This window comes from Roseofilum sp. SBFL (assembly GCF_017746885.1).
GTDB lineage: Bacteria > Cyanobacteriota > Cyanobacteriia > Cyanobacteriales > Desertifilaceae > Roseofilum.
The window spans coordinates 1-19,797 of sequence record NZ_JAGHZH010000095.1; the positions used below are offsets into that span (position 1 = coordinate 1).

A 19,797-nucleotide genomic window follows, 5' to 3' on the forward strand; every position below is an offset into this window, starting at 1 on the left:
ACACATGGCTCTTACGCTCCCCTCTATCATAGGCCCCCACGGCTTTATGTCTTAGGTCTATACTATAAGCTGATGGCATCATCTCACGATCGCTAACTTCATCTTTCTATTATGTCCTAACTCTCCCTTTCACTGCTATAGTTAAAGAAATCCAGGAAATTTTGGTCTATCGTTTCTTCCTCTTAGAACCTCCTGTGGATGGAAAGTTCGGCCCCCTGAGTAGGGCAGCATTTCAGGAATTTCAAAAAATTACGGATTGCCCTAATGTCGGCACTCTAGACGTTCAAACCGCTCAGGCCCTGCTTCATACCCCTCGAGATCGCGTGGTTCAACTGCACCTGAGTGATGATATTCCCAGTCGCATTGTGGCCTATATACTGCAAGAAGGTTACCATATTTCCTTGGGCAAAGAGCGCTACAACATTGTTTATGTGGAGGGCATGAACACCGATGGAACGCTCAATGATGATGCTCCTGATCGATTCAACGATTTGCGATGCCTAATTGAGATTGTTGATGGTTGTCCACGTTTTGTAGGGAAGTGGATGGGAACTTGCGAACCCGGTCGGCATTATACAAAGTGGAAAAATCGAATACCTAAAGGATGGAAACGAGGAGCTGCAAGAATTAAGTTTGGTCAATACCGAGCTTGGCAAGTTGGTTTACATGACGGAGAGAGAGAGATCACGAAGCATTAGTGAATCACTGGCCTATTCCTGTTTACCGTGATGTCAATGAAGATATGATCCGCACAGGCGATCCATTAGAAACAACTACAGGCATTAATCAACATCATGGCTATGGCAACACTGGCAGCATTGGTCGAGCAAGTGCAGGCTGTCTTGTGGGTCGAACTGTAGAAGGCCATCGAGAGTTTATGAAGTTGGTCAAGTCTGATGTTCGTTATAAAGAATCGCACAGCTATCGATTTATGACAACGATCATTCCTGGTGATGAACTCTTAGAGACTCCTATTCATCCCTTTGGTCATGAAGATGATCTATCACAGATTACATGGATTGATATCTTTCGAGATCCACAAGAAAAACTCGTGATAGTTGGTATGAATGAAGGAACAGCTATTCGCAAGTGGACTCCCAAAGATAAAGCAGAGTTTCTGAAAGTTTTGCAGAGTTGTTATCAGGCTAATACGGTGTTGATTGCTTCGGCTGATAAACCGATTCCTGAACTTTAAGAACAATTAGTCACAAAAACTGGCCTAAAACGCATAAAACTAGGAGATCTAAACAATGGAAATTACAGGATTTGATATCTTTCGTGATGCTGAGGGACACCCCCTGGTTTATGGAATGAATGGAGAGAGTGCAATTCGAGTATGGACTCCCACAACCAAACAGGAATTGATTGATATTCTCCGCAGGGCAACCCATGCACTGGATGTTCCGGCGATCGCCCCTCCCGACCAACCCCTTCCTATACCCTTGCCCCCAAACCCTTTTGACGTGGAGATTCGAGAAGCCGGTCGCAAATGGTATGCCACCCTTGATGGCGGGAGTCAGTTCAAAGTAGGCACAGATGTTTCCTACCTCAACAGAAGAGGTCTGATGCTTGTGGGAGATAAAAGTGCTGGAGTCTATAATCCTTCTGATTATGACGATCTCTTTGGCTTCTGGGCTTATTTTATTGCCCCAACAGCCGAATGCGAAAGTCGGGGATCTTTTAACTGCCTCAATTCCTATGACCGCGCCAAATTTACCTTTGGTTTTCTGCAATATGCTGCCCATGTTTGCCAAGGAGATTTTGTCAAATATTTCTGTCAGTTATTGGAAACAGATGAAGCTCAAGCATACTTCCCAGACTTGAGAACCGATGGTCAGCATATCTATCAAACGGGCGATCCTGACCGTCGCTTAACCTCAAATAATGGTTCAGATAATAAGGATCTCATGGCTTACCTGAACCAAACTGACACCAGTGTAGATCGTCGCGAGGTCATGAACGCGGCTAAATTTGTTCACTGGGTGAGTCATTCTGAGGTTCATAGAGCCATCATGGTTGAGTGTGGCGTGACCCATTTTAAGGCTAAGATGAAAACCCTAGCTCGCCAGCATGGACTGGATCAAGCGCCAGATTATGTTTGTTGCGTTGTGGCCGATATTCGACATCAGGGACGAGCCAAAATTCGCACGATCAACCGTGCCTTGAGTAGAGGGAATACTTGGGAGGAGAAATATCGCTCTGTAGTTGAACTTACCTCACGCTATGCAGAGCGAGTAGCAACTCTCAAAGCCCAAATTGCCAAATACAGGGAGCGCGGCATTTTTGGAACCCGAAAATATAGTCGCGCACTCGGTGACTTTGTATAGCAATGCTCTCGCAGGGAAGCGATCGCCACGACCATTCAAGAATGATGGATTATGGCGATCGCCATCACACCCCACCGTGACTTAAATCATGTTGACAAATATTGCAAGATTTTGTTACATTAATTTACAAGATAAGAAACAAAAGTTCACACAAAGGAGAACATCATGGTCAACTTAGTTATTCTGTCCTTACTCTTCATCGCTGGTTGGGTCGCTGTTTCCGTCATCGGAACTCAAGCCTACTTCATGGGAGAACAAACCAAATCTATCCACGAACGCAACTGGAATTCCGACGGCTTCAACAGCATCGCCAAATCCGTAACCGGTAAAGAAACCGACTACACCAACCGCATCCCTGGATATAGCCTAGATACCTATGGCAGCAACAGCCTGGCACGCTAGTTATCCGAGTCGCGTGAGTACCTTTCCTTCCCGTACTCACCTCCATTCCCTCACGCTAACTCCTATTCTGGAGTTAGCCTTTTTTATGCCCATTCCCAGTAGAGGGATATAGAGACACCGAGAACTCCATTCCCTATTCCCCATTCCCTATTCCCCATTCCCCATTCCCCATTCCCCATTCCCTATTCCCATTCCCCATTCCCCAACTTCATGTTTGAATAAAAGCAGAGATAATAAACTTTTGTGAACCCAGGAGTGAATATGTACATCGTGCAGATCGCCTCTGAATGCGCTCCAGTCATCAAAGCTGGAGGTTTAGGGGATGTCGTTTATGGACTGAGTCGAGAATTGGAACTTCGAGGGATCGGTGTAGAAATCATCCTCCCCAAATACGACTGTATGCGCTACGACCAAATTTGGGGTTTGCACGAAGCCTATCACGATCTGAAAGTTCCTTGGTATGGAGCTGCCATTTCCTGCGATGTCATGTGTGGTTGGGTTCATGGACGCATATGTTTCTTCATCGATCCCCACTCAGATGACCTCTTCTTCAATCGCGGCTGCTACTATGGTTGCAAAGACGATAACATGCGCTTTGCCTTCTTCTCCAAAGCTGCTCTAGAATTCCTCCTCAGAACCAACAAGCGTCCCGATATCATCCATTGTCATGACTGGCAAACCGGTTTAATACCCGTCCTGCTCTATGAAATGTATCAATATCATGGCATGGGCAATCAACGAGTTTGTTATACCATCCACAACTTTAAGCACCAAGGCATTGGTGGGGTAGATACACTTTGGGCAACAGGACTCAATCGAGAGTCCTATTATTTTGACTACGATCGCCTCCAAGATAATTTTAATCCCTTTGCCCTTAACATGATGAAAGGGGGTATCGTCTATTCTAATTTTGTTAACACCGTTTCCCCTCACCATGCCTGGGAAGCTCGCCATTCCGATATCAGCTATGGCTTAGGACATACCCTAGAATTGCACAACTATAAATTTGGTGGGGTTCTCAACGGGATTGACTATGATGTATGGAATCCAGAAGTCGATCGCTTTATCCCCTATCGTTACACAGCGAAAACCATCAACAACAAAGCCAAGAATAAGAAAGCCTTGCGAGAGCAGCTTTGGTTAGCCCATGATGATAACAAACCACTCATTGCCTTTATCGGTCGCCTAGACGATCAAAAAGGAGTGCATCTAGTTCACCATGCCATCTATTATGCCCTGCATCGGGGAGCGCAATTTGTCTTACTTGGATCGGCAACAGAGCAAGGGATTAATGACTGGTTCTGGCATGAAAAGCTATTTTTGAACGAAAATGCAAATTGCCATTTAGAGCTGGGCTTTAACGAAGAATTATCCCACTTAATCTATGCAGGTGCAGATATGATTGTCGTTCCCAGTAACTACGAACCCTGTGGCTTAACCCAGATGATTGGTTTGGAATATGGCACTGTGCCCATTGTGCGTGGGGTAGGAGGCTTACAAAATACCGTATTCGACCGGGATTACGATACGGAAAAACCGCTAGAAGAGCGAAATGGTTATGTATTCTATCAAACAGACTATGAAGCCCTCGAATCAGCCATGGATCGAGCGATCGGTTTATGGTATGAGTATCCCAAAGAATTTCAAAAATTAGTTCTTCAGGGTATGGCCTACGATTATTCTTGGAAAAATCCCGGTAGTCAATATCTAGGACTCTACGACTATATCCGTCACAAATAGTTGAGCCGGAGTAAAACGAGGTGAGTAGTAGGAGCAAAATTTTTTTGCCCCTACTAATCCCTACGATAATAGTCCATGAATAGCCAACCAAATACAAGGCGGTTCGCTACTGGTATAACTGACTCGATGGCGTTGATGAGCAGGAATAAATACCCAATCTCCAGGACATAAATGGACAATAGAATTATCCTCATACATCAGTTGTGCCTTCCCTTGTAGCAACACCACCCATTCATCTTGTTCTTGGTCATACCATTGCCCTTCTGGGGTAGTTTGTCCCGTAGAAATAATCCGTTCAATTAATAGATTTTCACTCTCGTGCAGAGATTCAAACTGTTCAGTATTAGGTAAGGGATGGGGTAACTGAAAAAGGCTATTCATCATCATCAAGACTCATTCTAGAAGGTCAATAAAATTGGTGAACACTATTTTATTGACAATTCAAGGAAAAGGGAAAAATGGTTTTTCCCTATACCCTATTCTCTATTCCCTATTCCTTCGTCCTTTGACAACCAGCTTACAGCCTGAACTTATGACTAATGCCCATTGCCCATTCATGGTACCATAAGGCAACTTAATCCCTAGACTTGGTAACTCCTAAATCATGTCCACTCGTAACCGTTCTAACCGCCCCATTCTACTCGGTATTGTTGGTGATAGTGCTGCTGGTAAAACTACCTTAACCAAAGGAATCGCTCAAGCTCTTGGAGAAGACACCGTTACCGTTATTTGTACAGATGACTACCACCGATATGACCGTAAACAACGGGCAGAAATGGGCATCTCTGCACTGCACCCTGATTGTAACTATCTGGATATTATTCAACAACATCTAGGGCTATTGCGAACCGGCCAACCCATCCTCAAACCTATTTATAATCACCATACGGGGATGTTCGATCCTCCCGAATACATCGAACCCAAACGATTCGTAATTGTTGAAGGACTCTTGGGTTATTCCACCCGCATTGCCAGAGACAGCTTTGATGTTAAAGTATACCTTGCTCCCCCAGAAGAGATACGCAGTCAATGGAAGGTTAAACGGGATACGCGCAAACGTGGATATACGGAAGATCGGGTGATTGAACAATTACGCAAACGAGAACCTGACTCAGAGCAATTTATCCGTCCCCAACGCCAATGGTCAGATATTGTCGTTAGTTTCTATCCTCCAGAAGATCGTACGGAAGAAAATGACCTATTATTAAATGTGCGTTTAGTGTTGCGCCCCACCATTCCCCATCCTGATTTTACTGGTATTTTAGAACCCAGCCGATCGCACCTGAGTTCTGCGATTCGTCTCGAATTAGACCGGGATATGAATAAACCGGTTGATGTCTTAGAAGTAGATGGTCATGCCAACAGCGAACAAGTCAAAGAACTGGAAAAAATCCTCTGTCATGATGTGCCTTATTTAGGCAAATTCTGTAGTTTAGAAGGGAATGAGGAAATTGGGAAGTTGGTAGGTACAACTGGCGAGATTCTGCAAAGTTATCCCTTGGCACTCACCCAACTATTGATTACTTATCATATGTTGAAAGCTGCCCATGTTGATGAGTGAATGTCTTAATGCTCACTTAAATAAGGGGTCTCCAGCCCCTTGTCTCCCATTTCCACTGCACAGAAAATGGGATAATCCCTTTTGATTTCTCCCTATCTCTCTCTAAATTTTGAATTGAAATGACTTACAGTATTCGGATGCTGGATCTGCCCACTAGCGAACGCCCGCGAGAGCGCCTCATTGAGCGGGGAGCCAGTCATTTGACTACAGCAGAATTAATTGCGATTTTATTAGCAACTGGGCAAGGAAAAGGCAAATTATCAGCGATGGGATTAGGGCAACATCTGTTACAAGAGTTAAGCGAAAGTCAGCGCAATGCCCTAGAAGTTCTGCGCGATATTAGCCCTCAAGAATTAACGAAAATTCATGGTATTGGTCCAGCTAAAGCGACAACTATTTTAGCAGCGATAGAGTTAGGAAAACGGGTATTTGAATGTCGCCCGGTTAAGCGAGAAATTAATAGCCCTGATGAAGCTGCGGCAGCATTAAGTCATGAGTTGATGTGGCAAAATCAAGAAAAATTTGCGGTTTTATCCTTGGATGTTAAAAACCAAGTTGTAGCCACTAAAGTGATTACTATTGGTACGGCGACGGAAACCTTGGCTCATCCAAGGGAAATTTTTCGGGAAGTAATTCGTCAAGGAGCTAGTCGTTTGATTATTGCCCATAATCATCCCACAGGAAGCACAGAACCGAGTGAGGAAGATATTGAGCTAACTAAACAGTTATTACAGGCGGCTCAGTTATTGGGTATTCCGTTGTTAGACCACCTAATTTTAGGTCAGGGTTCTCATCAGAGTTTGCGGCAAACTACGGATTTATGGGATAATTATCAAGAGTTTGGTTAAGCTTTATAATGTTGGCGTTACCTATCCTACTGAATCTATAATTCTAAACTCAATTAATTATGCTACAAATTCCGCAACAAATCGCCCAAGAATTAGAGTTAAATCTCTCTCAAGTCGAGAATGTCCTGCAACTGCTGCAAGAAGGGGCAACCATTCCTTTTATTGCTCGCTATCGCAAAGAACGAACGGGATCGCTCGATGAGGTACAGTTGCGAGAAATTGCCGATCGCTCCGTTTATCTGTCGGAGCTGGAAGCTCGGAAAAAGACTATTTTAGAATCGATTGAGAGCCAGGGAAAACTAACAGATGCTCTGAAGGAAAAAATCGAAAACTGTCAGCAGAAAACGGAACTTGAAGACCTTTATTTGCCCTATAAACCAAAACGCAGAACTCGCGCGACTATTGCGAAGGAAAAGGGACTCGAACCCCTGGCACAACTGCTTCAAGATTTGAATACGTCCCAAGGTTCGGTCTCGTCTTTGGAAGAGTTGGCTCAATCCTATTTAAACTCAGAAAAAGAGGTGGAAACTGTAGAAGATGCGCTCAAAGGAGCGAGTGATATTATTGCGGAACAAATTGCGGAAACGGCTGTTTTACGGACGCAAGTGCGGGAGCAAATGATTAAAACGGGGGCATTTGTTTCCCAAATTAAGAAGGATTATCCGGAGGGAACGACAAAATATGAGATGTATCGCAATTATAGCGCTCCAGTCAGTAAAATGGCGGCCCATAATTTGTTGGCTCTGTTTCGGGGAGAAGAGGAAAAGGTTTTAAAGCTGGATCTTGATGGCGATCGCGATAAAATCCTAGAGAACTTAGAAAGTCAGATTCTGCGTACCCGCAACCGGGTATTGCGTCCCTGGTTTCAGGAGGCGATTGAGGATAGCTTTAATCGGTTGATGAAGCCGTCTTTAACGTCGGATATTCGCGCTGAGTGTAAATTGGCAGCCGATATTGAGTCTATCCAAACGTTTGAAACGAATTTGCGCGAACTGTTGCTCTCTCCTCCGGCTGGAATGAAACCGACATTGGCAATCGATCCAGGATTTCGCACGGGATGTAAGGTAGCGGTATTGGACGAAACGGCGAAGTTTTTGGAGTATCAGGCGATTTTTCCCCACCAGGGAGAGCGCCAAAGACAGGAAGCCGCCAGGGTTACGATCCGGCTAATCGAGAAATATAGCATAGAGTTGATTGCGATCGGCAATGGTACAGCGTCTCGCGAAACCGATCAATTTGTAACAGAAGTGTTGCAGAATTTAGAGCGAAAACCGATTAAGGTAATGGTGAATGAATCGGGAGCTTCAATTTATTCAGCCAGCGATTTGGCGCGAGAGGAATTTCCGGATTTAGATGTGACGGTTCGTGGTGCAATTAGTATTGGTCGGCGATTGCAAGATCCGTTGGCGGAATTGGTGAAACTTGATCCCAAATCGATTGGGGTGGGGCAATATCAGCATGATGTCAATCAGAAATTGCTCAAAAAACAGTTGGATGAAACTGTAGAAAGTTGTGTGAATTATGTGGGCGTGGATTTAAATACGGCTTCGATACAACTGTTGTCCTTTGTGTCGGGAATTACGCCAACTATTGCCAAGAATGTAGTTAAGTTCCGAGACGAACATGGAGCATTTAAAAACCGTCGTCAGTTGCTGAAAGTGCCGAAATTAGGGCCAAAGTCCTTTGAGCAAGCGGCGGGTTTTCTGCGAATTCGTGAAGGAGATAATCCATTGGACAATACGGCGGTTCATCCGGAAAGTTATGGCATTGTGCAACAGATGGTGAATGATCTGAAGTTGCCATTGGCGCGAATTGGTGAAATTGCGGATCGGGTGTGTGAAATTGATTTACAAAAGTATAGGACGGAGGCGATCGGATTACCCACACTCAAAGACATTCTTAATGAGCTTCAAAAGCCCGGTCGCGACCCCAGGGCAAAATTTGAATACGCAACATTTCGGGAGGGCATCAACGAGATTACAGACCTGAAAGAGGGGATGATTTTAGAGGGGGTGGTATCCAATGTAGTCAACTTTGGGGCGTTTGTGGATATTGGGGTACACCAGGATGGCTTAATTCATATTTCCCAAATGGCGGATCATTTTGTTAGCGATCCGAAGGATATTGTGAAGGTAGGACAAGTCGTGAAGGTGAGGGTTTTAGAGGTGAATGAGCAGTTAAAACGGATTGGTTTGTCTTTGAGGGTTTAATGTCAACTTTAAATAAAATCGCTAGAAAGAAATGGTATTAATCGTAGATGAATCGCTGAACTGTATATGGCGATCGCCCTCCCAATCGGCAATCGCCTTTTATTCGTCCCTTCTACCCCCTCTCCCTCAACCAACCGTCTAAATCTTCTACACTCGTCCAATCGAGGATCGTAATCCCCAACTCATCTAAATCATCCAAAGACAACTGTTGCATTTGGGCGATCGCCGTTTCAGGAATTTCTCCAAACCGTCGCTGAAGTAGACGCAAAATTAATCCTAATGCTGCTTCAACCCGACCTTCCTCACGTCCTTGTTCTAACCCTTGTTCTAACCCTTGTTCTAACCCTTGTTCTAACCCTTGTTCTAACCCTTGTTCTAGCCCTTCTATCCTTGCTTGCACTACATAACCTTGCTGGTCAAGTATCCACCGTTCCTTTCTGTCTAACTCGTCAGCTTCCTTGACACTCAAATTGGCTCTATTGGCAATTCCCAACGCTTTGCCGATTTCTGGCACTTCTTCTAGAGAACTGGGAATCATCTGTAAATTAGGGGCTTCCTTCATAAAGTAGATCCATTTTTCCGTCAGTGTTTGTAATTCTTCCAGAGATTTATTAAATTTTCGTAACTCTACAAAGATCAGTTCAATCTGTTCGTCAGGATACTCGAATGATAAGGTTTTCTCTTTTAAGCCAAAGTGAGTAATAATGGGTTCCACCTCCGGGAATAGGGGAAAATCAGCGATCGTTAGAGCAATGACGGGTTGCAGTCCTACATAACGTTGACCGATGCTCAGTTGATTTCCATAAGTTTTAGCCCAGTTATACAAGACTCGCTTTTTGAAGGCCGGTACATTTAATACTTGCATCTCAATCAAGACAGTTGTACCGTTACCTAAGACAGCTTTCACATCAAGATAGCTATCTTTAAGGGTGCTAATATCCACTTGATTATAGGGATCGATAATTTCTAGGTCTTGAATTTCTGGATTTCCTGCATAAATGAGGGCATTTAAGAAGCTAATTAAAATATCTTTGCTTTCTTGGGAACCAAAGATCCGCTTAAAGGCGAAATCGGTTTTGGGACTGATAAATTCCATGATTATTTATCCTTTAATCACCAGTGTAGCCCTGTGTATTGAGAGCATTGCGTAAATCTTAATCTTCGTCCAATCGTGGCAAAGATAAGACAAAACTGGGTCATACACTTTCCCTGGATAGTAAACAATTATAGCACTTCGCGCTAGGGAAGAGGGTTGTGGTACCTGCCGATAGAGGATTGAACACTGTATTAATTATTCATGATTCATGAATAACTTCCACCATTCCCGTTTCCCCATCAATGCGAACCCATTGCCCATTATGCAACCGTTCCATAATGTTGGGAATATCCATAACGGCTGGAATTCCGTACTCTCGCGCCACGATCGCCCCATGGGATAGCCTTCCCCCAACTTCGGAAATCAATCCGCCTGCTTTTGCCAATACCAAAGACCAACCCGAATCCGTATAAGGAACAACTAAAATCGTATCCGTATCCACAGCTTCCACATTTTGCAACTGACGCATAATTTTTACCTGACCTTCCGCTTGTCCCGGACTTGCGCCAATGCCTGATAACGTTTGCCCTTCCTTTAATCTAGACTGAGTAGAGGTAGTAATTCTTTTGATAGGTTGATTACCGTAGGCAACATAAGGAATAGATTTCACCAATTTATCTTGGGCAAATGTTGCTCTGCGAGTCGCAATAATTTCTGGTATGCTGTCCGTAGATAAAAATGTATCGGTAGAGTCAGATAACACGGCTTGCACTTCTGGCAAAGTGAGGAAAAAGATATCCCCTTGAACCTGTAAAATACCGGATTCGATCCAGAACTTTTCTAGGGCTAAGAAACTCCAACGCAACTGAGCTAACAATTGGCTGTAGACTTGAGTAACTTGACCCTTAAGATTTAAGCGCACTTGCACCATTTGAATTTTAAGCCGTTTCGGTAAGGTTTTGGGGCGATCGCCTTTCATCTGATGTAACTGTTGCAAAAACATATCGCGCACCATCCTCGGATTATCCCGCCATCGAGGAACCGAAATATCCGTTGCTACCTCACTCAGATACCCATAATCCTCCATAAATTGGCAGAGCTGATCGATAATGCTCTGACCATCGGGCAATTCAGACAAACAACCAAACAAGGTTTCTGGGGTCTCTATCTCCAAATGGGGCAGCAAATGGTGGGCACAGGTGGCCAACTCTTGCAATGCTTCCAAAGCAGCAACTTCTGGCATTTCTTGATAATCTAAATCCTGTTCAGAAACCTGAAACACCGCCTGTCTCAAGGCAAAACTCAAGGGGGCCAAAATACTGTAATAAGTGGCACGCTTTAGGGTTTCTAAAATTAAATCCACCCGGTCTAAACACTCTGAAGGGGTTTGAGGAACTTGGTTTTTCAATTGCTCTAATGTAGGGGAAAACCACTTACGGTTATCTCGCTCAAAATCTTCTTCTAAAGACCATTCCCGTTGCAGAAGTCTCCATAATCCGGGAATCTGTTTGACGGTAGATGATAAGGGAGGGCGCGTAAACTTTGCTCCTCTGGTCAGAAACTCCAAGCTTTCGGGCGGCAGTCCCATCTTGCGGAAAATTTCTCCTAATAGGGAAGCATTAAAATAAGCGACGGAATGGTGTAGCGTAGCTAATTGATTTAAGTCTAAATTGGCAATTTTTTTCCCTAAAACAAGGGCAAAAATATCGCGCCAAACGCCACAAGTGAGGGGTTGATTAATTGACCAGGTCAGGGGATGAATAAATCCGGGAATGACTTCGGCAGCGATTTTTCTCGTCCAAATTGGACTCAGGGTGGTAATGGGGCGAGTTTGCAAAAGCCAAAGTTGCTGACCATCATATGTCCATTCAATATCTTGGGGGATTCCGTGATAGTTGCCTTCAATTTGACGGGTTATTTGAGCCACTTGGTGAATTAAGGCGAGGGGAATACCCCCATCACCTTCTAAAATTTGGGTGGTTGGTTCTCCATCCGTTTCTATCACTAGTACGCGATAGGATTCTGGAGTGACTTGACCGGAAACGACACGGCTTGGATCTCCGGGAAGCACTTCAATGATTACATCTTCACCACTGCGGGCAATAGGGTCACGGCTAAAGGCAACACCGGAAAAGACTCCGGCGATTTGTGGTTGAATTAAAACGGCGACTTGGGTATCGGGGAGTTGTCGGCTTTGACGATAGGCGATCGCCTGGGGATTATCGGCCGATCGCATACAAGTGAGGATGGCTTGGTGTAAGCCTTGGGCGTTAGTAATCTGGGGAATACTGGTATATTGACCGGCTCCAGAGGAGTGTAGCGTATCTTCTCCGAAGGCTGAGGAGCGAACAATCAGAGGGTTCTGAGGAGAGGGGTTCAGGAGGCTAATCACCGGTTGGGGGTCATCTCCAGGGAGTAAAATCCAACCCGGAGGAACGGGATAACCGAGTTTTTTCAAGTAGGCAAGGTTAGCCGCTTTTGCACCCACTTCTTGGGCTTTGAGGGGGCGATCGAGGGAGAGAATTCCCTTATTTCCAGGAAAGAGTGAGGGCATATTTGGGTTTCGAGTGGAGGAATTAGAGGGAAGTTCGAGGTCGTCGGGGATGTGTTGGTAGATGAGCGCGAGGGTGGTGTTGAGGGAGATCGTAGCGATCGCCAATCCTTTGGCATTGGGGTGCATGAGAATCTGAAGCAGGGGAAATAGGATTAAGATGCCATATTGACGGGATTTGCGCTCCCGGACGACCGTGAGACCCACCAGAGCGATCAGACCGACGAGGAGAGAAATTTGCCAGTTATGCACCACTAATCCCCAGGTGGCGTTCGTCGTTCCTGCGGCTTGACTGATGAAGTAGCGTCCCAAAACAAGGGCGATCAGGGCGATAATTTCCCACACAGGAGTTTGGGGAAAGAGCGATCGCGCCAAGAGAACTGCACCGATCCCTTTTCCCGCTTCCGATAAGACGGCACCGATCCCTGCCAGTTTACCCCCATGATAAAAGGCAGCCGAAACGGAAATATTTCCTGTACCCAGTCGGGCTAAGTTTTTGCCCGTTAACGCTAGGGTAAGCCATTGGATCAGGGGGGTACCGCCGAGCAATGGACAGAAGATTAAAATAGCCAGACCTTTGAGCAGTTCGATAGACATTTCTGGATCGGGTTTTGTTCACTGACGATCGCGATCTTAATATGACAATGGGAAAATGGGGGGATAGGGGAATGGGAAGATAGGGATATGGAGGGATAGGGATTACCCATTACCAAAATTTTTAATTCATTCGATCGATCGTCCGGTATTGGATGGCTTCGGCGATATGGGCAGATTGCAGGGTTTCCTGACCGGCTAAATCGGCGATCGTGCGGGCAACTTTGAGGATGCGATCGGTTCCCCTCGCGGATAATCCTAACTTGCGAATGGCTCCTTCTAATATTTGCTGACTGGTTTGATCGAGTTGACACCACTGGCGCAGATGCGAAGTTTGCATATGAGCATTGCAATGGAGATTGGGATCGTCTTGGAATCTGAACCGAGCGCGATCGCGGCCTATTGTAACCCGTTCGAGTACAGTTGCGGAAGGTTCCCCAGTACTCTGTTGAGTAATTTCTTCGGGTTTGAGACGGTTGACGGCAACTTGTAGATCGATGCGATCGAGTAATGGACCCGATAATTTGGCCCAGTAATTAATCCGTTGGCGCGCAGAGCAAGTGCAGGATTGAATCGAATCGCCATAATAGCCACAGGGACAAGGATTCGTCGAAGCGACGAGGGTAAACTGGGCAGGAAACGTAACCGTTTGACGAGCGCGGGATATGGTGACTTCCCCATCTTCAAGGGGTTGGCGCAGAAATTCGAGAACATTGCGTTTAAATTCGCTCAATTCATCGAGAAAAAGTATACCTTCGTGGGCAAGGGAAATTTCACCGGGTCTGGGATAGCTGCCACCACCAACTAAAGAAGCGCCTGAGGCGGAATGGTGGGGACTGCGAAAGGGGCGATCGCACACTAAAGAGCCTTTATTTTTCAATAAACCAGCGACAGAATGAATCTGAGTCACTTCTAAAGCTTCATCAAAGCTCAAGGGCGGCAAAATTCCGGGTAAACGCCGTGCTAACATGGTTTTTCCACTGCCTGGAGAACCAACAAAGATTAAATTGTGACCGCCGGCCGCCGCAATTTCCAGGGCACGGCGACCATGAGCTTGCCCTTTAACATCCTCAAGATCTAAACGCTTCGCAGATGAATTTTGCCAACGTTTCACGCCATCAAATACGACAGGTTCGTAGCGATCGGGCTGACTGAGGAAATCCCCGACTTCAGAAAGTTGGTTAAACCCATACACTTTCAATCCACTGACGAGGGCAGCTTCTTGCACATTATCTTCCGGAACGACTAACCCCGTAATGTCTAATTTTTTCGCAGCAGCGGCGATCGGTAAAACTCCAGCCACCGGGCGCAAACTCCCATCTAGGGAGACTTCCCCCAAAAACAAATAATCTCCCAGTAACTGAGGATTGACCTGTTCCGAAGCCGCCAAAATTCCAATACCAATGGGCAAATCGAAACTTGGCCCCTCCTTACGCAAATCTGCGGGAGTCAAGTTAATCACGATTCTTCGCATGGGAAACGCATATCCCGAATTTCTCAAGGTTGCCTTTACCCTTTCCCGCGACTCTTGCACCGCTGTATCCGGCAATCCAACCACTACGATCGCCGGTAGTCCCCCAGATACATCAACTTCAACTCCCACCTTAATGGCGTTGATTCCGACTAGGGATGCACTCCAGACTCTAGCTAACATAGGTAATGGGTCATAGGTAATGGTAATCTCCGCGTCTTCCCATTCCCCCACTCCCCCATTAATCTACTTCAGCCGGTTTATTTTGTCGCACAGTTTCGATCAAAGAACCGATCGCAAAACCCGCAGACGCTCCAATTATGGCATAGGTACGAGGCGCTCGTGATGTACTAAATCCATCAGTAAATTCTGGTCGGTGGGTGAGATCGCAACATTGAAATTGTCGTTGCGACATTTTCGACACCGACAATCCAAAGACAATACCAATCAAAGCCGTAACAACCCCAGAAAAAAAAATTAACTTCAGATTCATGAGTATTCCTCCACGCTTGTCAAGACCTTACCTTGTTTATAGCAGAACCGGGGAATTTTTTACCCTTGTTCTCAATAGCTCTTAACACAATAGTGAGGAACTTCAGTTATAGTTCTGTTACATACCACACCGAATCATCCGGGCAAAGAAATAGGTCGCCATTTTTCCACCATAGGGCGATCTCCACCATCCTGAAGGATGAGACCCCGCAGGCGCATCTAAGCTAAAATCCAGGTTCTCTAACTCCAAAAATTTGCCATCTTTAAACCAACCCATTTTAGCTGCTGTTTTCTCTAAAATCTTCATATCCACTTTAGAAATATCATCACTACCCCCCTCTTCCACATAGAATTTTTTCTGGACGCTAAAACCGAACTTGCCATCACTATATTTGAGCCACAGGCGATCGATCACGCGAATAATACTACAGGGACACATCAGCACATTATCCGGCGTTAATTTATCATGACGGCTTTGGCCCATCGCTTCTAACATTAAGGCAGTAGTAATTTCGTCTGCGTCCTTCCATTGGCCAGCGCTTAAACATTCACCCAACTTACCATAGCGCTCCACATCAGTGACGACATTGAGTAAGTATTCAACTTGTTCTTGTAATTTATTGGCTTTTTCGGGTAAGGAGGTTAAGACACTCAACTGAGCGATTTGCGCTTCGAGTTCAGAAATACGAGTTTCTAAATCAGGGGTTTGGGGTTCATTGGAAGGTTCGTTAGACATGAGGTTTCGATTAAGACAGGTTCTTCTGCTGTCCATTGTGGCAAATTCTGGGAGGGATGGGGAGAAGGGAGAGACGCACAGACCAAGCAATTACCTATTCCCTATGACCAGCGCGAAGCACTTTATGAAGATTTATTGCAATTTCAGATTCTTCCCAAGGCAAATCTTTAATTAGAAGAGAGCGTTTGAGTAGGCTTGACATTTTATCCGATAAAGCATCCTTAAAAAGGATAAACAAAAGCGACAACAATTGACAAATAACCCATCTAGATGTTTAATTCTAAACCGATTCAGTCCAGGTACTTCAGACTCTTCAAAATATTTGTAGTATTGCCCATCGTCAGTACCAGCCAATGTAGATACATAGACGGGGACTAAAACCTGTGCCATTATAGTTCTGCTCCAATTGTGGGTTACTCACAGTTGAGGAAGTCTTGGGAGAGTGCTGCAACACTTTCTCAAGGTGTTAATATCCTTTCACTGATGAATCAAGCATAATCCCGGCGATCGCTCAAGGCAAGCGATAATCCAGAGAAAGTTTCCATAGACAAAATAGGGAGCGATCGGAGGTTTTCTATTCAAGACAGAAGAAAGCTTTCAGCCGTTTTAATAACGCTAGCTTACTTCAGGGTCTTTGGTTCAAATCCCTCTCTCCGTCTGAAATAACTCTAGCAGAGAGACTATTACCCTCAGAAGGTATTCAATACCTTCAACTAGGATACATATTTCTTTAATGTTATTAGTAGTCAATTGAGACTTATCGTTGACGGGTTTATGACTACTTCCCACCTCCCATTAAATAGAGTAGGGCCATTCTCACGGATACTCCACTGCTGACCTGTTGGGAAATGAGACTAAATTGGGGATCGTCCATGAGATCGGAGCTAATTTCAACCCCTCGATTCACGGGGCCGGGATGGAGAACTTTTACACTTGGTTTACAGAGTTTGAGCCGATCGCGGGTAATGCCAAAGCGATGATGGTATTCCCTGGCACTGGGCAGTAAATGTTGAGTCATGCGCTCTTTTTGCAGGCGCAAGGTCATGACAAAATCAGCATCCTGTAGGGCGGGTTCGACTGACCAATGGATAAAGACTTTTCCAGGGCGCTCTTGGAACTGGCTAGAAGTATATTGGGCGAAGAATTGGGGTAATAATGTTGGAGGAGCGGCTAAGTGAACTTCACAGTCAGTGGCGGTTAAACTCCAGAGATTGGAACGAGCGACCCGAGAGTGAATAATGTCCCCAACAATGGCAATTTTTTTACCGGAGAGTAACTCTAAACGGGGAGATTGGGGATCGAGTAAGAAGCAAAGGGTAAAGAGATCGAGTAAGGCTTGGGAGGGGTGTTCGTGTTGACCATCTCCGGCATTGAGAACGCCAACATGGGTATCGAGGCGATCCAGTTCAGCCGCGATCGCCTGGGGAACCCCTGCTTCTTTATGGCGAATGACCATAATATCCGTTCCCATGGCTAAATAGGTTTTAGCTGTATCGAGAATGGTTTCTCCTTTGGAGAGGGAAGAGGAACCGGGAGCAAAATTGAGGGTATCAGCCGATAAGCGTTTGGCGGCTAGCTCAAAACTGCTGCGGGTGCGGGTGGACGGTTCAAAGAAGAGGTTGGTTACCACTCGTCCCTGGAGGGTGGGGAGTTTTTTGGCTTTTTTCGTTGGTCGAGAAAGGACATCAGAAAAACTGGCGGCTGTCTGTAAAACGGTATTGTAATCGTCTGGGGTAAAGTCAGCCAGCGAGAGGATATGAGGGTGGTTAAAGGTCATGGTTAGGTCATAGGTAATAGGGAAATGGCCATAGCTACTCTACAGGAAATTCGGCGGATCAAATGCAGGTTTCTATGAATGAGATGAAGAGCTACTCGAACTTATTCACGACTTCTTAATTATTATGCTCCTTCTCTTGAACCGTCTAGGAGCGATCCCCCTGAGTCTGGCGATCGCTCTCACTGTCATTGGATGCACCTCTAGCCATTCCACCGAATCCACACCTACCCCTGCACCAGTCCCCAAAATTTCCCAAAGGCTTGAACCGACTCCTGCGGTGGAGATGATCGAGATGACGATATACCAACTCGATCCCTTCTGTGAATCGTTTGTGGAGAAGTCGATCCAAGTCCCTCAGCAAAATGCTCTACAAGCAACTATCCATAACTTGATCGAACAGGGAACAACCGCCGATTTTGCGATCGCCGGCTATCGCTTGCAACCCAACCGAACAGACAATAGCCTTACGATTGATTTTCGCCTCTCTCCCCAATCTCAGCGTCTGTTTGTCTCCCTCTCCACTTGCGAAAGAATGGCTCTATTGGGCAGTTTAAAGGAAACTTTAACCCAATCTTCTAGATGGAATATTGAGGAGGTGAAATTTACAGATCGCGGTGTACCCATTGGGTTTTGATGATAAGCTTTAAAAAATAATCCATTGTTTTCAAGATTGGTACTGTGGCATATAACATTGGCTTGCTAGGCTTAGGAACCGTAGGAGCAGGAACGGTTGATATTTTACTGAACCCGGAAGGACGGCATCCCCTCTTAGGTGACCTAAACCTGTATCGGGTTGGTGTTCGAGATCTGAATAAACCCAGAGCGGTGAAACTGCCAGATGAGTTGCTCACAACCGATCTCGAAGCCATTGTCTCTGATGAAGCGGTGGATATTGTGGTGGAATTAATCGGCGGTTTAGAACCGGCGCGATCGCTCATTCTTCAGGCGATCGCCCATGGAAAGCATGTGGTGACCGCTAATAAAGCCGTGATTTCCCGATATGGTGATGAAATTTATGATGCAGCGAATGCGGCGGGCGTGTACGTGATGCTGGAAGCGGCTGTGGGCGGCGGGATTCCGGTGATTAATCCCCTGAAGCAAGCCTTGGGCGTGAACCGAATTCAATCCGTGATTGGTATTATTAATGGTACGACTAATTATATTTTGTCCCGGATGCAGCAGGAAGGATCGGACTTTGGAGAGGTTCTGGCGGATGCCCAGAGTTTAGGCTATGCGGAAGCCGATCCCACGGCGGATGTGGATGGTTGGGATGCGGCGGATAAGATTGCCATTTTAGCGGCTCTAGCCTTTGGCGGTCGAGTAAAACGGGAAGAAGTACATTGTGAAGGCATTCGTTCGATTAGTGCAGCCGATATTAGTTATGCGGAAAAACTGGGATTTCGGATTAAACTTTTGGCGATCGCCCGTCGAGATCCGTCCCCAGATGCGATCGATCATCTCCAAATTCGCGTCCATCCCACCCTCGTTCCCCTAACCCATCCCCTTGCCAGTATCAATGGCGTATTTAACGCCATTTTAGTTGAAGGAGACCCCATCGGGCCGGTGATGTTCTACGGCCAAGGAGCAGGAGCAGGGCCAACAGCTAGCGCGGTTACATCCGATATGATTAATATTGCGGCTATCCTGAAAACGGAAACTGAACCCATTCCGCATCCTCTGCTCAGTTGCACCCATCAGCACTATTGCACCCTCACTCCAGTTGAGGAATTAGAGAGTCGCTTTTATATCCGCTTAATTGCCAAAGATCGTCCCAAAGTCATTGGTCATCTGGGTATGATTTTCGGCGAGCATGGGGTGAGTTTAGAGTCTGTGGTACAAATTGGATTCAGGGAAGATTTAGCGGAAATTGTGATTGTTACCCATGAAACCCGTGAAGGCAATTTTAGAGAAGCCTTAGCAGAAGTCGAAGATTTGGAGGAGATTGACACGGTACCGAGTGTTATTCGGGTTTTATAAGTGCTAGGGAATAGGGAATAGGGAATAGCTAGATTGAGTCTGTTGTTTACTCCCTCCATTCTCCTACTACAGCGC

General features: G+C 45.6%; 17 protein-coding genes. 10 read left to right on the plus strand and 7 right to left on the minus strand.

The window, feature by feature from the left end:
• Positions 1–161: 161 nt before the first annotated feature.
• The 5 genes from J7545_RS10550 to glgA all read left to right on the plus strand — a co-directional run bounded on the left by J7545_RS10550 (position 162) and on the right by glgA (position 4,469).
• A complete protein-coding gene (locus J7545_RS10550) occupies positions 162–698 on the plus strand; it encodes a hypothetical protein (protein WP_318719533.1) in 537 nt (178 codons plus the stop codon).
• Positions 698–1,195 (plus strand): hypothetical protein, encoded by a 498-nt coding sequence (locus J7545_RS10555; protein ID WP_318719534.1) that lies wholly within the window; start codon positions 698–700, stop codon positions 1,193–1,195. The genes J7545_RS10550 and J7545_RS10555 overlap by 1 nt, the downstream gene beginning before the upstream one ends.
• Before the next feature lie 55 nt (positions 1,196–1,250).
• Positions 1,251–2,327: a hypothetical protein gene (locus tag J7545_RS10560; RefSeq protein WP_318719535.1), complete on the plus strand. Its 1,077-nt coding sequence runs from the start codon at positions 1,251–1,253 to the stop codon at positions 2,325–2,327.
• A 165-nt stretch (positions 2,328–2,492) separates the two neighbouring features.
• Positions 2,493–2,729 carry a photosystem II protein, Psb35-related gene (locus J7545_RS10565; RefSeq protein WP_271944689.1) on the plus strand — a complete coding sequence of 79 codons (237 nt, stop codon included), beginning with the start codon at positions 2,493–2,495 and terminating at the stop codon, positions 2,727–2,729.
• Between the two features lie 261 nt (positions 2,730–2,990).
• Positions 2,991–4,469, plus strand: coding sequence for a glycogen synthase GlgA (gene glgA / locus J7545_RS10570; protein ID WP_318719537.1), 1,479 nt, complete (start codon positions 2,991–2,993; stop codon positions 4,467–4,469).
• A gap of 60 nt (positions 4,470–4,529) precedes the next feature.
• Here the strand turns inward: glgA and J7545_RS10575 are convergent, their stop codons facing one another.
• On the minus strand, positions 4,530–4,850 hold the full coding sequence (locus tag J7545_RS10575; RefSeq protein ID WP_413038694.1) for a cupin domain-containing protein: 321 nt from the start codon (positions 4,848–4,850) through the stop codon (positions 4,530–4,532).
• Between the two features lie 223 nt (positions 4,851–5,073).
• Between J7545_RS10575 and J7545_RS10580 the strand changes: the two genes are divergently transcribed.
• The 3 genes from J7545_RS10580 (at position 5,074) to J7545_RS10590 (ending at position 9,088) form a co-directional block, all read left to right on the plus strand.
• Positions 5,074–6,030 carry a phosphoribulokinase gene (locus J7545_RS10580; protein WP_318699685.1) on the plus strand — a complete coding sequence of 319 codons (957 nt, stop codon included), beginning with the start codon at positions 5,074–5,076 and terminating at the stop codon, positions 6,028–6,030.
• 119 nt (positions 6,031–6,149) lie between these two features.
• On the plus strand, positions 6,150–6,878 hold the full coding sequence (radC, locus tag J7545_RS10585) for a RadC family protein (protein ID WP_318699684.1): 729 nt from the start codon (positions 6,150–6,152) through the stop codon (positions 6,876–6,878).
• 59 nt (positions 6,879–6,937) lie between these two features.
• Positions 6,938–9,088, plus strand: a complete 2,151-nt coding sequence (locus tag J7545_RS10590) for a Tex family protein (protein ID WP_318699683.1) — start codon at positions 6,938–6,940, stop codon at positions 9,086–9,088.
• A gap of 112 nt (positions 9,089–9,200) precedes the next feature.
• Here J7545_RS10590 and J7545_RS10595 read toward each other — a convergent pair whose 3' ends face one another.
• From J7545_RS10595 to J7545_RS10620, 6 genes are all read right to left on the minus strand, one after another.
• Positions 9,201–10,184 (minus strand): Rpn family recombination-promoting nuclease/putative transposase, encoded by a 984-nt coding sequence (locus J7545_RS10595; protein ID WP_318699682.1) that lies wholly within the window; start codon positions 10,182–10,184, stop codon positions 9,201–9,203.
• Positions 10,185–10,383: 199 nt separating this feature from the next.
• Positions 10,384–13,272 (minus strand): glycerol-3-phosphate acyltransferase, encoded by a 2,889-nt coding sequence (locus J7545_RS10600; RefSeq protein ID WP_318699681.1) that lies wholly within the window; start codon positions 13,270–13,272, stop codon positions 10,384–10,386.
• 121 nt (positions 13,273–13,393) lie between these two features.
• Positions 13,394–14,923, minus strand: a complete 1,530-nt coding sequence (locus J7545_RS10605; protein WP_318699680.1) for a YifB family Mg chelatase-like AAA ATPase — start codon at positions 14,921–14,923, stop codon at positions 13,394–13,396.
• 58 nt (positions 14,924–14,981) lie between these two features.
• Positions 14,982–15,233, minus strand: a complete 252-nt coding sequence (locus J7545_RS10610; protein WP_318699679.1) for a hypothetical protein — start codon at positions 15,231–15,233, stop codon at positions 14,982–14,984.
• Between the two features lie 117 nt (positions 15,234–15,350).
• Positions 15,351–15,968, minus strand: coding sequence for a GUN4 domain-containing protein (locus J7545_RS10615; protein ID WP_318699678.1), 618 nt, complete (start codon positions 15,966–15,968; stop codon positions 15,351–15,353).
• A 778-nt stretch (positions 15,969–16,746) separates the two neighbouring features.
• Positions 16,747–17,745: an aspartate carbamoyltransferase catalytic subunit gene (locus tag J7545_RS10620; RefSeq protein WP_318699677.1), complete on the minus strand. Its 999-nt coding sequence runs from the start codon at positions 17,743–17,745 to the stop codon at positions 16,747–16,749.
• Between the two features lie 124 nt (positions 17,746–17,869).
• Here J7545_RS10620 and J7545_RS10625 point away from each other — a divergent pair, with 124 nt between their 5' ends.
• Positions 17,870–18,379 (plus strand): hypothetical protein, encoded by a 510-nt coding sequence (locus J7545_RS10625; protein WP_318699676.1) that lies wholly within the window; start codon positions 17,870–17,872, stop codon positions 18,377–18,379.
• 44 nt (positions 18,380–18,423) lie between these two features.
• Positions 18,424–19,722 (plus strand): homoserine dehydrogenase, encoded by a 1,299-nt coding sequence (locus tag J7545_RS10630; RefSeq protein WP_318699675.1) that lies wholly within the window; start codon positions 18,424–18,426, stop codon positions 19,720–19,722.
• Positions 19,723–19,797: the final 75 nt, after the last annotated feature.